Consider the following 14,927-nt stretch of genomic DNA (forward strand, 5'->3'; position numbering starts at 1 on the left):
GCCTCACCGTTCAGACAAAGCCGGCGGCCAGGAAATCCGCCAGCCGCAAGGCCAGACTGACCGCCGTGAAGGTGGGATGCGCATAGCTGCTGGTGGGCAGAACGCTGGCCCCGGAGACGAACAGATTGGTCGTCCCATGCACCTTCAGGTCGCCATCGACCACACCGCTTCGCGGGCTCGCCGACATGCGCGTCAGACCGATCTGGTGAAACCCGTCGCTGGCCTGAACCTGGATATGCGCCAGCCGGTCGTCTTCCGGCTGGAGCCAGTGCACCCGGGCCACCCCGCACTGGGCCAGCCAGCGCCCGAACACCTCATGCGCCCGTTCCACGGACACCATGTCCATCGGTGCATAGCGAAAATCCACACGCGGGAGCGGCATGCCCGCGCTGTCCGAGCGGTTTGAGAGCGTTACCCGGCTCTCCGGGTTCGGCGCATGTTCGGCATGATAGCGCAAGGCGTAGATGCCGGCCGGGTTCTCGTATTGGAACAGCGGTAATCTCTGCGTATAGCCCAGACGTTCCCGGCCAATCCGGTAGAGCCCCGTCACGGCGGCGACCGGCTGCCGCAGGATGTTTCCCGCATGCGCACGCACGCCCAGCCGGAAATCGAACGGCGTCGCTTTGTGACCGGGGCGGAACTTTCCCATGTACCCGGTGGAGAGAAACCTTAGCGACAGCCCCAGATGAAGCGCCGACAGCGTGGAACTGCGATAGCCCGGGTCCCCCAGCGGATAGCTGACCGGCGCGAAATAAATGTTCAGCAGCTTTTCCTGCTCCAGAAGGGCGGGCGAAAAAGTGAAGATGCGCCGGACGAAACTGCCGTCCGGATTGGCGCTGAACTGAAACGGGCGCGCGGCGGCCGGCGGATGGAAGGCGATCCGCGCCACGCTCCCGGAGAGGTGCCCCATGTAGTAGCGCCCGACCGGGCCTGCATCACCGCCCAGAAAACGCGGATGGGCGCGCTGCATGTCGAGCAGCAACCGGGCATTCTGGATACCGCCGCAACACAGCACGATGGCCCGGGGCGTCAGGGTGTAGCGTTCGCCGCGCCGCAGCGCGTCAATCCGGGTCACGGCCCCGCAAGCGGGATCGAAGTGAAGCTTCAGAACCCGGGTCTCCAGCAGCAACAGGACCCGCTCCGACGCATCCAGATCAGTGCCGTAGCGTCGCCCCATATCCGCGCAAGGGCTGACGCGCATGTAGCGGTCGATCCGCACCGGTGTCTCCGCCGCGTCCCCCTCTCCGCTGTCGAAGCGATCATCCACCCCGAAAAACCGCGCGGTCGGCGTGACATAGGGGGCAAGGTCCTCCGCCCCCACCGGCGCGCCCGAATGAGGCACGTGAGCCCGCGTCTTGAAATCCACCGCCTCGTAGGGAGAGCAGCGCGCACCCCATGCGCTGGACGTTCCGCCAAAGCCCTGCCGCGTTGCCTCCTCGGCAGTGGCATGGGTGAGCGTGTCCGCAAGCTCAAGGTCAAAGGCGCCACTGACGTCGGCTCTCGGCACCGCCGGACCCGCGTCAATCAACAGCACCCTTCCCCGCGATTGCCCCAGACGGATGGCGAGCGCGATGCCCACCGGCCCTGCCCCGATCACGCATACACCTGGATTGGCCGCCAGGTCTGGCCCGATCGTCTCAACCCTCACGCGGATCCTCCACCCCTCCTGGCCCGCTGACGCGGTCGTTGCACGGAACGGGACATTTTCCATGACCTGTCCAACCGGGAGTACCCGACCAAAAGAGGTAGCACGCCTTCCCCTTCTTCATCCAAAGCCTGAGGGGCAATTGAATCACTTCATCAAAGGAATCCCGAAACCCCCTCGCATGACTCAAGGATTCCGGCTCGCCTCATGACACCGGCGGCAACAACCAGCCCCTTCAGGGCATCGAAGAAAAAGCGAAAAAGGCGGCAGGGAGACCCCACCGCCTTTCCGATATCACCATTGATGCGTCTGGACCCGTCAGGCGGGTTTGCGCGCGCCGATATCCCAGAACAGGCCAGCCATCAGGCTCAAGGCCTCGCGGCAGGTGGATTTCACCACATGCTCGTTGGGCGCATGCTGCGAACAGCCGCGATAGGAATGCGGCACCCACACGGTCGGCAGGCCGAGGATCTCGCTGAACGTGTCGTTGGGCAGCGAGCCGGCCAGGTTCGGCAGGATATGCGGCGGCTTGCCGGCGCTCTCCTCAAGCGAGGTGGCGACGAAAGTCACCCAGGGGTCGCTCGGATCGAGCCGGGTGGCGCGGAAGAACACCCGGTCCGCCGGGGTGATCTCGACCATCTGGAAGCCATGGGCATCGAGATGACGGCGCAAGGCCGGCAGGATGTCGTCGGTGTCGGTCCCCACCACATAGCGCAACTGGCAATGCGCCTTCGCCCAGCCGGAGATGGCATTGACCGGTGCTTCCGGCACACCGCTCTTCATGGCCAGAACGGCAAAGGAATTCCATCCGAACACCCGCTCGGCCGGCGACAGCTCTTCCTCGCCCCAATCCTCGTCGATGTCAGGCCCGCTGCCCTCCTCGCTGAGGATCGGCAGGTCGCGCAGCGCGGCGCGGATGTCCGGCGTCAGGCTGGTCGGCCGCCACTCCGGGATCCGGATCTGACCGCGCGCGTCGACGATCGAGGCAATCGCATGGGCCAGCACCGTTGCCGGATCGGCCAGGAGCCCGCCCCAGTTGCCCGAGTGATGCGCGCCCTCGCGGAAATTGACGATCAGGTCGAAATTGACCCCGCCCCGCGAGCCCATGAACATGGTCGGCGTGTCCGGCTGCAGCCGGGGGCCGTCGGAGGCGATCAACACATCGGCGGAAAGCAACTCGCGCTCGGCGGCACAGAACGCCGCGAGCCCGGCGGAGCCGGTCTCTTCCGACATCTCGATCAGCACCTTGACGTTGAAGCCAAGGCTGCCGCGCTCGGCCAGCACATGGGCCAGCGCGGCGATGTTGATGAGATGCTGCCCCTTGTTGTCGGCGGTGCCGCGCCCATAGAGTCGATCGCCCTCCTCCACCAGCGCGAAGGGCGCGAGGCCCTCGCGCCACTGATCGCTCTGGGCGCGGATCACATCGCCATGGCCATAGGTCAGCACCGTCTCGAAAGCCGGATCCTCGATGCGCTCGCCAACCAGCAGCGGCCCGCCGCGCGGATCCGGATTGTCGAAGATCCGGCAGGTGAAGCCCAGCTCGGTCAGCCAAGGCAGCATCGCCTCGTCCAGGTAGCGGCGCAGCTCCGGCTTCTGGTCCGGATTCTGGCTTTCCGTCTCGAAGGCGACGAGGCGGGTAAGGTCCTCCTGAAACGTGCCCTCATCGAAATAGGCTCCGGCCCGGGCAATCGCCCCCTCTCTCGATGCCATGATCAGCTTTCCTCCCTTTCAAGTGCTGCATCGCCCCAGGGCGACATGATCTCGGTGGCGCCCATGTTCTCGCCCCCCTCGCGCAAGACCGCCGTCGGGCAGGCGAAGGCATAGGGAAACGTGGTGCGTTTTGTCGTGGTCACTGGCTGATCGGCGGCCAGCGCCTCGATCACCGCGCCCGGCAGCGTCTCGTCGGCAATCACCGTCTCGCCGCCGGACACATCGATGCGCGGCGCGTGGAACGCCTCTTCCAGGCTCATGTCGAAATCGGTGAGGAACGACGAAAGCTGGCTGACGGCGGAGACGATCTTGCGCCCTCCCGATGCGCCGAGCGCGAAACGCCGCGCGCCCTTCTCGCCGATCACCGGGCAGACATTCATCAGGCAGCGCTTGCCTGCCCCCAGCGAGTTGGGCTTGCCCGGTTCTGGATCGAACCACATGATGCCATTGTTCATCATCAACCCGGTCGAGGGCGATACCACCCGCGAGCCGAAGATCGACAGCAGCGTCTGGGTCATCGCCACCATGTTGCCGTGCCGGTCGACGATGGAAAAATGCGTGGTGCACCCTGGCGCGCTCGGCGCCTCGCCATCGCCCATCCCCGCAAGCCGGCTGCGATAGGCGCCCTTCAGCGCCCGTGCATAGGCGGCGAACGCCGCGCCATCGGGCTGGTCGCCCGGCGCAAGCTCCGCTTGCAGGGAGGCCAGCACCTCCGCCAGCGTCGGTCCGGCCGTCAGCCCCGGCAGCGCATGGATATGGGCATCGCGATAGGCCAGCTTCAGCGGCGCCTCGATCACCGCCCGATACGCGGCAAGGTCATCGCGGCCAAGGGAGCTGCCCTTGGCCTGAACGTCCTTGACCAGCATCGCGGCGATATCGCCATCATAGAAATCGCGGTAGCCGGCCGTGGCCAGCCGGTCGAGGGTCGCGGCCATGCCGCTCATGTCGATGCGCTTGGTCGCCAGCGCCGTCCAGCCGGCGATGGTCGGCCACTGACCATCCTCCAGATACTGGGCGGCGGCATCAGGGTCACGAGCGAGCGAACGGGTCGCCGAGGCGATGATCAGCGCCGCGTACCAGTCGACCAGCAATCCCTCATTGGCGAGCCCGACCGCCGGTTGCAGCAGGTCCGCCCAGGGCAGCTTGCCGAACCGCTCATGCACCTGGCCCGCCCCCTCGACCGTGCCCGGCACGGCAATCGCCGTTGCGCCTTCCACGTTGCGGTTGCCGGTCACCGCCTTCCACGGGAAGAGGTCACCCGCCGTGCCGTTTTCCTCAAGCGGATAGTCCGCCGGATCGAGCGCCTTCGGCGCCCGCATGCCGTAGTTGACCGCATAGGCCCGGCCCTCGTCCTGGCGCCACAGCATCATCGCGCCGCCGCCGCCCGGGCCGCTCATCCACGGCTCCACAACACCGATGGCGAAGGACACGGCCACCGCCGCATCCACCGCATCGCCGCCGGCGGCCAACACCTCGGCGCCAACCTCCGCCGCGCGCCGATGCTGGGCGGCCACCACTCCATGCCGCGTGCGCAGGACGGATTTGCGCACGCTCTGCGTTTTCGAAAAATTACTGCTGCTCACAATGGGTCTTTCTTGTTCCACTGCCCCCAATCTCGGAGGCCCCGGATCAGGCCACCGCCTGACCGCTCTCCCGGCCATAGAGATGGCACTCGACGCTGTGCTCGCCATCGCAGGTGATCTGCGGGGCAACGCCCTTGCAACGCTCCATCACCCGGGCGCAGCGCGGATGGAAGTGGCATCCGGTGGGCGGCTCGATCGGGTTCGGATAGGTCGCGCCCAGATGGGTATCCGGCACACCCAGGTCCGGCTCCGGCGTCAGCACCGAAGCAAGCAGCGCCTCGGTGTAGGGATGGCGCGGCTCGTCGAACAGCGCCCCGACCGGGGCCTCCTCGACGATGCGGCCGAGATACATCACCGCCACCCGGGTCGCGAGATGTTCCACCACCGCCAGATTGTGGCTGATGAACAGGTAGGTCAGGCCGAACTCGCGGCGCAGCTCACCCAGAAGGTTGAGGATCTGCGACTGCACCGACACATCGAGCGCCGAGGTCGGCTCGTCGCAAACGACCACCTCCGGCTTCATGATCAGCGCCCGGGCAATCGCCACACGCTGACGCTGACCGCCGGACATCTGGCTCGGGTAGGAGTTCATCACCCGCGATGGCAGACCGACCACATCGAGGATCTCGCGCACCGCCTTGTCCTGCGAGGCGCTGTCGCCGATCCCGTGCACCCGCAAGGGCAGCGAGATGATGTCGCGGATCGACTTGCGCGGGTTCAGCGAGGAATAGGGATCCTGGAAGATCGGCTGGATCCGGCGGGCCAGCAACCGCCGGTTCTGGGCGCCGATCGGCTCGCCATCCACCAGCACCTCGCCGCTGGTCGGCGCCTCAAGGCCGAGCAGGATCTTGGCAAGGGTCGACTTGCCGCAACCGCTTTCACCGACAAGACCGAGCACGTCGCCGCGCTGCAGGGACAGGGACACGTCATTGACGGCCTTGAGCGGCTTGCGCTCGCCGAACATGCCCTGCTTGATCTGATAGGTCTTGGAGACGTTCCTCAGCTCCAGGACCGGGGGGGATGCGTTGCCTTCGCTCATGCCGGCTCCTCCACACCGGCCCGGCGGCCGGTTTCATGCACGCAGCGGAAATTGTGACGACCCTCGGCGCTTTCCCGGTAGGGAATCTCGCCACGGCACGCCTCGGTGGCCTCCTCGCAGCGGGTGCGGAAGACGCAGCCGCTGACCTTGCCCACGAGGGAGGGAACGATGCCCGGGATTGAGCCCAGCTCCGATCCGCGCTCGGTCTTGCCCGGCACCGGAATGCAGCGCAGCAGACCACGGGTGTAGGGATGCATCGGCGCGTCGAACACCTTCTTCGCCGTGCCGGTCTCCACCAGCTCGCCCGCATACATCACCGCCACCTTGTCGGCGACACGGGCCACCACGCCGAGATCGTGGGTGATCAGGATCATCGCCACGTTCATTTCCCGGGTGAGATCGACCAGAAGCCGCAGGATCTGCGCCTGAATGGTCACGTCGAGCGCGGTGGTCGGCTCGTCGGCGATGATGAGCTCCGGCTCGCACATCAGCGCCATGGCGATCATCACCCGCTGGCGCAGGCCGCCGGAGAGCTGGTGCGGATACTGCGACAGACGCCGCTCCGCACCGGTGATACCGACCTTTTCCAGAAGCTCCACCGCACGCCGGCGGGCCTCCGCCTTGCCGACCTTGCGATGCAACAGCAGGGCTTCCATCAACTGATCGCCAATGGTGTAGGCCGGGTTCAGCGAGGTCATCGGCTCCTGGAAGATCATCGCCATGCGGTCGCCGCGCAGCGCCCGCATCTTCTTGGCACCGGCCTTGGTGAGGTCGGTGCCGTCGAACACCAGCTTGTCGGCCTTGCGCTCGATGCGCTTGCTGAGCAGATCCATGATCGCCAGCGAGGTCAGGGACTTGCCCGACCCGCTTTCGCCGACGATGCACAGGGTTTCGCCGCGTTCCAGATCGAAGTCGATGCCGCGCACCGCGTGCAGCGTGCCCGCTCCGGTGGGGATGTCGAGACGCAGGTTGCGGACGCTGAGGACAGGCTCACTCATGGGGCTTTCCTCCTTAGCTGCGGTTTTCGGGAGCGGTGACATCGCGCAGCCCGTCGCCGAGCAGGTTGATCGCCAGCACCAGGACGAACAGGGTGATGCCGGGAATGGCCACCAGCCAGGGCTCGAACAGCATCATCTGCTTGCCTTCCGAGACCATCAGGCCCCAGGAGGGCGTCGGCGGCTGGACGCCCAGCCCAAGGAACGACAGCGCCGCTTCGAGCAAGATCGCGTGAGCCATCTCCAGCGTGACCACGACGATCAGGTTGTTGACGATGTTCGGCATGATCTCGCTGAGGATCACCCGCGAGGTCGAACAGCCAATCGCCTGGGCGGCGGTGACGTATTCGCGCGAGCGCACCTGCAAGGTGGAGGAGCGCATCACCACGGCGAACCGGTCCCACAGCAGGAAGCCGAGCACCAGGATCACCACCTGCAGCGAGCCGCCGAAGACGGCGACGATGGCCAGCGCCACCAGCACCACCGGCATGGCCAGCCGCACGTTGATGAGGAAGGTCACCGCCATGTCGACCCGGCCACCGAAATAGCCGGCGGCAACGCCCATGGCCGTGCCGATCAAGCCGGAAATCAGCGCCGCGAAGCCGCCGATCAGCAGCGAAATCCGCGCGCCGTAGATCAGCCGCGAGAGATAGTCGCGGCCAAGATGGTCGGTGCCCAGCGGATGCTCCCAGCTACCGCCGAGAAACACCGGCGGCTGCATCCGGGCGAGCAGGTCCTGGGCGTAAGGGTCATGCGGCGCCAGCAGCGGGGCGAAGATCGCCACCAAGAGCAGCAGGCCGAGAACGGCCACGCCGAACAGGAGTCCCTGATGACCGAAGATCCGCTTGCGCAGCATCTGGCCGGGCGTTGGGCCCTGGATGTCCTCCAGGAGGGTATCGGCTGTGCGCGCCATCTCAAGCCACCCGAATACGCGGATCGAGCCAGGCATTCAGCACGTCCGACAGGAATGTGAAGACGATGTAGAACATCGAGAAGATCAGGATCAGCGCCTGCACTGTCGGCAGGTCGTTGCGGCCGATGGACTCCCAGGCCAGATACCCCGCCCCGTGCAGGGCGAAGATCGATTCCACCACGATGGAACCACCGAGCATGAAGCCCATCTGCACCGCCGCCAACGACACCACCGGGATGATCGCGTTGCGCAGGGCATGCTTGAACAGCACCCGCCCCTCGCCCGCGCCCTTGGCCCGCGCGGTCCGGATATAGTCCGAGCCGAGCACATCGAGCATGCCCGCGCGCGTCAGCCGCATGATCGCCGGCATGGCGTAGTAGCCCAGCACGATGGTCGGCATGATGAAGTGCACCCAGGTCTTGGTGCCGGACGGCGGCAGCCAGTTGAGCTGAATCGAGAAGACGACGATCATCATCAGGCCGAACCAGAAGCTCGGCATCGCCTGGCCCATCACCGACAGGAACAGCGCGAAACGGTCGATCAGCGAGTTCGGACGGATCGCGGCGACGACACCCAGCGGCACCGCCGTCAAGAGCGCGAAGGAAATGCCGCACACGCCGAGCGTCATGGTGATCGACAGCCGCTCCATGATCAGATCGGAGACCGGCAGACGGAAATAGTAGCTTTCGCCGAAGTCGCCCTGCAGCGCCCGCGACAGCCATTCCCAATACTGGACGATCATGGGCCGGTCGAAGCCGTAGAGCCGGCGGATGGCTTCGATATCGACATCGGTGGCCTGTTCGCCGGCGAGCGCCGCGGCCGGATCACCCGCCATGAACAGCAGGCTGAAGCTGATCGCCGATACGGTCAGCGCGACGAGCACGGCAAGGCCGAGCCGTTTCAGGATGAAGTTTAGCAAGGGAGTATCCCGCGGGTTGGGCACGCCAACGGCCGCACCGACCCACCCGAGGCCGGCGCCATCCGTGGCCAGGAACGACGACCGGCCGGGACCTTTCCTTCAGATCCCGGCCGGAAGAGCCGTTCAGCCTAGTTCCAGGACATGTCCACGAAACGCAGGACCTCGTCCGGCGTCGGGGTGTAGGACACCTCGTTGGTGAACACGTAGTTGGTGTTGTAGGAGAACATCGGCACCCAGTAGGCCTGATCCGCGATCTTGGTCAGAGCCTTGGCGTAGTACTCCTTGCGCTTCTCCGGATCGGTGGCGCTGTCGGCCACGTCGAGCCAGTCGCGCACCTCCTCGTCGCGAGAATCGTCCAGCGAGCCGAACTTGAAGAACTGGCTGGTGATCGCCGAGGCATCGTTGATCGAGTAGGAGCCCCAGGTCTGGAACGACACCGGCGTGCCACCCTTCATCCGCAACTCGCGCAAGGCGGAGTATTGCAGCATGTGGAAGTTGGTCTTGATGCCGACCGCATTCAGGAAGCTGGAGATCGCCTCGGCATACTCCCGGTCCCGATAGGCGTAGAAGTCCGTCTCGAAGCCGTCCGGATAGCCGGCCTCGGCGAGCAGCGCCTTGGCCTTTTCCGGATCGTAGTCATAGCTCGCAACGTCCTGGAAGCAGCCGAACTGGCTGGGGAAACAAGCCGTGCTGATGACCTTGGACTTGCCCTTCAGGAGAGCCGCGACCAGCGCTTCCCGGTTAACCGCATGGGCGACCGCCCGGCGAACCCGCACGTCGGTGAAGGGGTTCTTCTCTCCGGTTCGACCCGCCGCGTCGAGCGTCAGGTAGCCGATGCGCATGGTGCTTTCATTGGCGACGGTGAACTGGTCCATGGTCGCCAGCTTGCCCGCCTGGTCGGCCGGCACCTGCCAGATCAGATCGAGCGAACCGCTGAACAGCTCCGCCATCTGCGTGTTGACATCGGGGATCGTGCGAATGTCGATCTTGCCGATCTCCGGCTGGCCCTTCGGGCTGTCGTGATAGCCCTCATACTTTTCCAGCACGAAATGCTTGCCCGGCTCCACCTCGGTCACCTTGTAGGGACCGGTGCCCACCGGCTTCAGACCCATGCCCGTCGGGCCGGCCTCGGCATAATACTCGTTCGGGTACATGGACACCGGGCCGGACAGGAACTCGATCGCCGCCGGGAACGGCTTCTTGAGCGAGATCCGCACCGTGTACTTATCGACCTTCTCCGCCGACTTCATCCAGTTGACGTTACGCTGGGTCTTCGCGCCATTCTTTTCGTCGGCGACGTAGTTGACGGTGTAGACCACATCGTCGGCGTCGAATTCCTCGCCATTGTGGAACTTGACGCCCTCGCGCAGCTTGAACTCCAGCGTCAGGTCGTCGATCCACTCCCAGGAGGTGGCCAGGTTGCCCTTGTACTCGTTGGTCACCGGATCGCGGTAGACGAGCCCGTCCCAGACCGCGCGCTGCATCACCACACCCTCACGCGAGGAGTTGAAGTAGCTGTCGACGTTTTCCAGCTCCTTGGTGAAGGCGACATTCAGCGTGTCGTCCGACTTGCCCGCATGAGCCGCACCCGCGACCATCAACGCAAGAGCGGCTACGCCGCATTTCAGGGAAAGCGATTTCATGAATCCTCCACTTGGGCTGCCGCGGCGCTCCCGAACGCCGGCGTGATCATTTTCATTGTATCATATTGCGATACAATGTATTTGATAGTGGTATTTCACATTACTTCAGATAAATTCGTCAAGAGCCGCCAGGTAGAAAAACGGTTCAGCGTGAGGGAGAAGCACGATGTCCACGGCGGATCGGAAGCAAGACACCTTATTTGTCAATTCCTTGGCCAAGGGACTCCGGCTTCTGGAAGCTTTTGACGAAGAGCATCACAGCCTCGGCCTGAGTGAGCTGGCAAAGCGTACCGGCCTGGACAAAAGCGCGACCCAGCGCTTCGCCAACACCCTTCACCAGACCGGCTATCTGATGAAGGATGAGGCAACCCGGCGCTTTCGCCCCTCGCATAAATTCGCGGAAATGGCCTATGCCTACCTGTGGTCCGACCCGGTGGTGCAACTGGCGATGCCCAAGCTGATCGAACTGTCCGGCCGACTTGGCGAGACGATCAACATGGCGGAACTCTCCGGCTCCGACATTGTCTATGTCGCGCGAATCCCCTGCCAGCGGACCACTTTCGCGGCCACGCTGGTCGGCCGCCGGGTACCCGCCCTCAACACCTCGGGGGGGCGCGCGATCCTGGCGACACTGCCAGAAACCGAGCGCCGTGCCTGCATTGAAAACTGGCCCCTGACCCGCTTCACCCCGGAAACGACCCAGGATCGCGACAGGATCTCCGAGCTTGTCGAGGAAGCGGCCCACCTGGGCTACTCATTTTCCCGCAATGAGCTGATTCTCAAGGAAATCGGCGTTGCCGCACCGATCATCGGCGCGGATGGCCGGCCGGTGGCCGCCGTGCATTGCTCGGTCTCCGCCTATCACTGGACCCGGGAGAAGGTCGAACAGGACATCGTGCCCTTCCTGCTCGACACCGCCAACAGCATCACGCCGAGCGTCCGCTGACCCGCTTTCCACCCATCCGGCAAGGACCTCAGCCGTCCTCCAGCGGAGCCGGCCGCATCCACAGGTAGAGAGCAAGCCCGGCAAGGGTCAGCAGCGAAGACGCGCCGAGCGCCGCCCAGGCCCCGCCGCATGGGCTTGGGAAAGCCGGCCTTCGACACCCGACAGCGATCCGTACACTCGACGAAAAGGCGTCAGCCCGACTTTCCTGCGGATGTCCATTCGGGCCGTCCAATGACTGCTGAAGCTTGGCAACCCCAGTCTCCTCGGTTCGGTCCGAATGGGCAACGTTCAGACCGCCACAGCTAGCTGGCCGCCTCCGCCGCCACCTCGCGTCGCTGCGGCCGCACCACCACGGCGATGGAAAACAGCACCAGCCCCATACCGGTGATCTGCAAAAGGCTCAGGGTCTCCGACAGGAAGATCCAGGACAGCGGTGCCGCCACCACCGGCTGGATCAGGAGCACGATGGAACTGGAGGTCACCGGCAGATGCTTCAGCGCCCCGGTCACCAGTCCCTGTCCGGCCACCTGCCCGATCAGCACCAGAACGGCGATCAGTCCCCAGGTCGGCAGCGAGGCGGAGACGAAACCGCCACCGAGGAACACCAGCGGCAGAAGGCACAGGGCGCTGCCGGCGGTGACGATCACCATGATCGAGACGGAGGAGGCCCCCGCCAGCTTCAGTTGCCGAACGGTCACCAGATAGGCGGCGTAGAAGGCCCCGGCGAGCAAGGCAATGGCATCGCCCCAAAGATCGCCGCCGGAGGTCAGGGCCGACACCCCAACCAGCAGCGTCGCGCCCACAAGCGCCACCGGCAGCGCCTGCCAGAAGGCGCGCTTCGGCCGGTCGGTGAGCCCGAGAATACCGTAGACCCCGACGAAGAACGGCGCACAATTGGTGAAGAGGGTGGCAATCGAGGCATTGGTCAGGCGAATGGCCACATGCATGGCCACCAGATCCGCCGCGAACAGCAGCGCCGCCAGCCCGTAGAGCATGTAAAGCATGCGCTTTGCCGCCGCAGGCGCCGCTGGCTCCCCCTCGCCCGCTTCGGCGCAGCGCGCGGCATTGGGCCGGTCCCAGAGCGCCCACAGCATGAACAGCGGCGCGGAAAAGGCCACCCGGTAGAACGCGGAGAGATCGGCGGAGATCGGCAGGGCCTTGACCACCACCGGCGACATGCCAAGGCACACCCCGCCGGTGACGAGCATGGCATAGGCGCGAAAGTTCTGGTGCGATGTCAACATGGCGAACCGGTCCCGTATGGCCCGGAGCGAACCGCTGCTCCGGGCCGGTGTGTGAGTGGGTGCGGCGGATGCGAGGGGCTCAGACATGGCTGCAACTCTTTTCCTCGAACCGGCTCAGGAACCGGTCCCGATCGACGATGGCCCGGGTATGTCGCCCGGCCAGGATCCGCTCGGACCCGTCATTGCCCTCGATCAGGAACGTCAACAACTTGCCATCGATCTTCTCCAGCGCCGCCTCAAGACGGATCGTCCAGCCAAGCGGGGTCGGCGCCAGATGCTGAACGTCATGGGCAAAGCCCAGGGTCATCCGACCTTCCTCCAGCGTGCCCTCGATGGCCCGCATGCAGGCCAGTTCCGCCAGCCAGAGGAGCACCGGCGGTTGCGAACAGCATCCGATCGCCGAAGAACGCGCTGGCAGATACCCAGGGGTATTCTCGCCCCATCGTCGCGGCGGTGGCCGCGTTCCGTTCGCAGTGGATCTCGTCATTTGCGACGATCCGCTCAGGAAGGCATCCCCCTGTCGAAATCACACGCAGCGCAGGGTTCATGACAAACCTCCCGATCAGCGCAAATTTGGCCGGGCCAGGGCCCGAAAATCCTGAATTAATGGTTGCACGTTCGTCCGCTTCTCTTTCAGATTGATTTCACCCTATCGAGCCTGACCGGACCTTTGAAATGAGTTCGAAAAATAGATCGCATGAGGAAACGTCATGGGATTGATCAATGTAGATGTCGACCTGCTGAGGACGCTTGTTGTCGTCTCGGAGATGAAGAATTTCACGGCGGCGGGCGAGAAAATTCACAGAACCCAATCCGCCATCAGCCTTCAGATCAAACGACTTGAAAGTATCGTTGGGGAAAAAATTTTCGACCGCGGCAACGGGAAGGAAATTCGTCTCACGAAATACGGTGAGATGATCAAGAGCTATGCGAACGAGATCTTGCGTCTCAACGATGCGCTGATTCAGGAAATCCAGACCTCCAGCGCGGTCACGGCCCTGCGGATCGGCATGCCGGACGATTACGCCCAGTTGCTGCTGCCCCGGGTGATCAACGAGTTCTCCAAGCGCAACGAAATGACGGAGATGCAGATCGTCACCGATCTGTCGACCACCCTGTCGAAGATGATCGATCAGGGCGATCTCGATATCGCCTTCGTGACCCGGCACGAGGGGATCGACGGGCTGAAGCTGCTGGATGAGCGGCTGAGCTGGGTCACTGTCCCGGATTCCCGGGTGGCGATGGACACGCCCCTGCCCCTCGCCCTGTTCCCCGAAGGGTGCGGCGTACGGCGCAATGCCATCGAGGCGCTGAACGCCATCGGCAAGCGCTGGCATATCGCCTATTGCTCCAACAACTTCTCCTCGCTGAAGACGGCAATCCTGGAACGCCAGGCCATCGGTGTCCTGCCCGACCGGGCGGTGCCCAAGGACCTGATCCGCATCGGCCCGGAATACGGCCTGCCCAACCTGCACAGCTCCGAGCTGCTGGTGAAGGTCAATCAGCAGGCCCCGGCCAGCATCGTCCGGCTGGCGACCTTCCTGTCCCACGCCTTTCAGGTCGGGGTTTCCACACCGCCAGCGCTGCAGGGAGATGCCACCGTTGCAGGACTGGGCGATCATCCGGACTAGGATGTAGACTGGCCGCGCTCCGCAGCGGCAAGCTGCATTGATTTCGAACTCAGCGAATACGAGCAGAACCTGTTCACCCGCGACGCCGGGATCGGCCAACAGGCCGCCGCCAACGCACAGCGTCACGACACGGACGGCAACTTCGAACGCGCCACTTAGGGAGGAAGGCAGCGCCGGAACGGGCTCTCTATGGCATCATGGCCTCCGGCCTGATCGAGAACATGCTCGAAAAGTCGATGCAGCGGGTGGAAAGCCGCAAGGCCTTCCGCCGCCCGCTGGCCGATTATCAGTATGTTCAGGGCCGGATGAGCGACATGAAGATCGCCTCGGTGGTCTGCCGGCTGATGACCTATGCCGGGCTGGAGAAACTGGCCGCCAACACCGAGGATGCGTCCATCGTCTGCTCGGTCGGCAAGTTCCTGGCGGGCGAAAAGCTGCTGGAGGCCGCCGAGCACCTGGTGCAGTTGCACGGCCATCTCGGTTTCATGAACAACCACCTCAGCCGCCAATTGCGCGACGCGGTGGGCATGCGCATTGCCGGCGGCACCAGCGACATCCAGCGCATCAACATCTTCAATCAGATGCGCCACCAGCACCATCTCAACGCCAACGCCGCACCGGTGCATATGGCCGCGGCCGAATAAGCCGCCGCCACCTCA

13 protein-coding genes and 1 pseudogene are annotated in these 14,927 nt (G+C 64.6%); 4 read left to right on the forward strand and 10 right to left on the reverse strand.

Annotated elements, in window-relative coordinates:
- Window positions 1–10: 10 nt before the first annotated feature.
- The 8 genes from IEV83_RS12930 to IEV83_RS12965 form a co-directional block, all read right to left on the reverse strand.
- On the reverse strand, window positions 11–1,528 hold the full coding sequence (locus IEV83_RS12930) for a GMC oxidoreductase (RefSeq protein ID WP_188478605.1): 1,518 nt from the start codon (window positions 1,526–1,528) through the stop codon (window positions 11–13).
- Between the two features lie 435 nt (window positions 1,529–1,963).
- Window positions 1,964–3,355 carry a M20 family metallopeptidase gene (locus IEV83_RS12935; protein ID WP_181759929.1) on the reverse strand — a complete coding sequence of 464 codons (1,392 nt, stop codon included), beginning with the start codon at window positions 3,353–3,355 and terminating at the stop codon, window positions 1,964–1,966.
- A 2-nt stretch (window positions 3,356–3,357) separates the two neighbouring features.
- Complete coding sequence (locus tag IEV83_RS12940) at window positions 3,358–4,905, reverse strand: gamma-glutamyltransferase (protein WP_244628181.1); 1,548 nt, start codon at window positions 4,903–4,905, stop codon at window positions 3,358–3,360.
- Between the two features lie 79 nt (window positions 4,906–4,984).
- Window positions 4,985–5,977 carry an ABC transporter ATP-binding protein gene (locus IEV83_RS12945; RefSeq protein ID WP_181759927.1) on the reverse strand — a complete coding sequence of 331 codons (993 nt, stop codon included), beginning with the start codon at window positions 5,975–5,977 and terminating at the stop codon, window positions 4,985–4,987.
- The gene (locus IEV83_RS12950) at window positions 5,974–6,975 is read right to left on the reverse strand and encodes an ABC transporter ATP-binding protein (protein ID WP_181759926.1); all 1,002 of its coding nucleotides are present in this window, start codon (window positions 6,973–6,975) and stop codon (window positions 5,974–5,976) included. Before IEV83_RS12950 ends, IEV83_RS12945 begins: the two co-directional genes overlap by 4 nt.
- 13 nt (window positions 6,976–6,988) lie before the next feature.
- Window positions 6,989–7,885 carry an ABC transporter permease gene (locus tag IEV83_RS12955; protein WP_244628182.1) on the reverse strand — a complete coding sequence of 299 codons (897 nt, stop codon included), beginning with the start codon at window positions 7,883–7,885 and terminating at the stop codon, window positions 6,989–6,991.
- A gap of 1 nt (window position 7,886) precedes the next feature.
- Entirely contained in the window at window positions 7,887–8,804 is a 918-nt protein-coding gene (locus IEV83_RS12960; protein WP_181759924.1) for an ABC transporter permease, read from the reverse strand.
- Window positions 8,805–8,932: 128 nt separating this feature from the next.
- Window positions 8,933–10,447 (reverse strand): ABC transporter substrate-binding protein, encoded by a 1,515-nt coding sequence (locus IEV83_RS12965; protein WP_181759923.1) that lies wholly within the window; start codon window positions 10,445–10,447, stop codon window positions 8,933–8,935.
- Window positions 10,448–10,658: 211 nt separating this feature from the next.
- Between IEV83_RS12965 and IEV83_RS12970 the strand changes: the two genes are divergently transcribed.
- Window positions 10,659–11,393, forward strand: coding sequence for an IclR family transcriptional regulator (locus IEV83_RS12970; protein WP_244628183.1), 735 nt, complete (start codon window positions 10,659–10,661; stop codon window positions 11,391–11,393).
- Between the two features lie 302 nt (window positions 11,394–11,695).
- On the opposite strand, the gene IEV83_RS12975 is transcribed toward IEV83_RS12970, so the two are convergent.
- Complete coding sequence (locus IEV83_RS12975; protein WP_181759921.1) at window positions 11,696–12,637, reverse strand: DMT family transporter; 942 nt, start codon at window positions 12,635–12,637, stop codon at window positions 11,696–11,698.
- Between the two features lie 79 nt (window positions 12,638–12,716).
- Window positions 12,717–13,010 (reverse strand): thioesterase family protein, encoded by a 294-nt coding sequence (locus IEV83_RS12980; protein WP_181759920.1) that lies wholly within the window; start codon window positions 13,008–13,010, stop codon window positions 12,717–12,719.
- Between the two features lie 337 nt (window positions 13,011–13,347).
- On the opposite strand from IEV83_RS12980, the pseudogene IEV83_RS20370 reads away from it, so the two are divergent.
- The 3 genes and pseudogenes from IEV83_RS20370 to IEV83_RS12990 form a co-directional block, all read left to right on the forward strand.
- A pseudogene (locus IEV83_RS20370) lies at window positions 13,348–13,539 on the forward strand (LysR family transcriptional regulator); the annotation flags it as partial.
- A 12-nt stretch (window positions 13,540–13,551) separates the two neighbouring features.
- Window positions 13,552–14,268 (forward strand): LysR substrate-binding domain-containing protein, encoded by a 717-nt coding sequence (locus IEV83_RS12985; protein ID WP_244628193.1) that lies wholly within the window; start codon window positions 13,552–13,554, stop codon window positions 14,266–14,268.
- 56 nt (window positions 14,269–14,324) lie between these two features.
- The gene (locus IEV83_RS12990) at window positions 14,325–14,912 is read left to right on the forward strand and encodes an acyl-CoA dehydrogenase family protein (protein ID WP_280514002.1); all 588 of its coding nucleotides are present in this window, start codon (window positions 14,325–14,327) and stop codon (window positions 14,910–14,912) included.
- The last annotated feature ends 15 nt before the right edge of the window (window positions 14,913–14,927 follow it).

The sequence above is a fragment of the Stappia taiwanensis genome, assembly GCF_014635285.1.
In the GTDB taxonomy this organism is placed as follows: Bacteria; Pseudomonadota; Alphaproteobacteria; order Rhizobiales; family Stappiaceae; genus Stappia; species Stappia taiwanensis.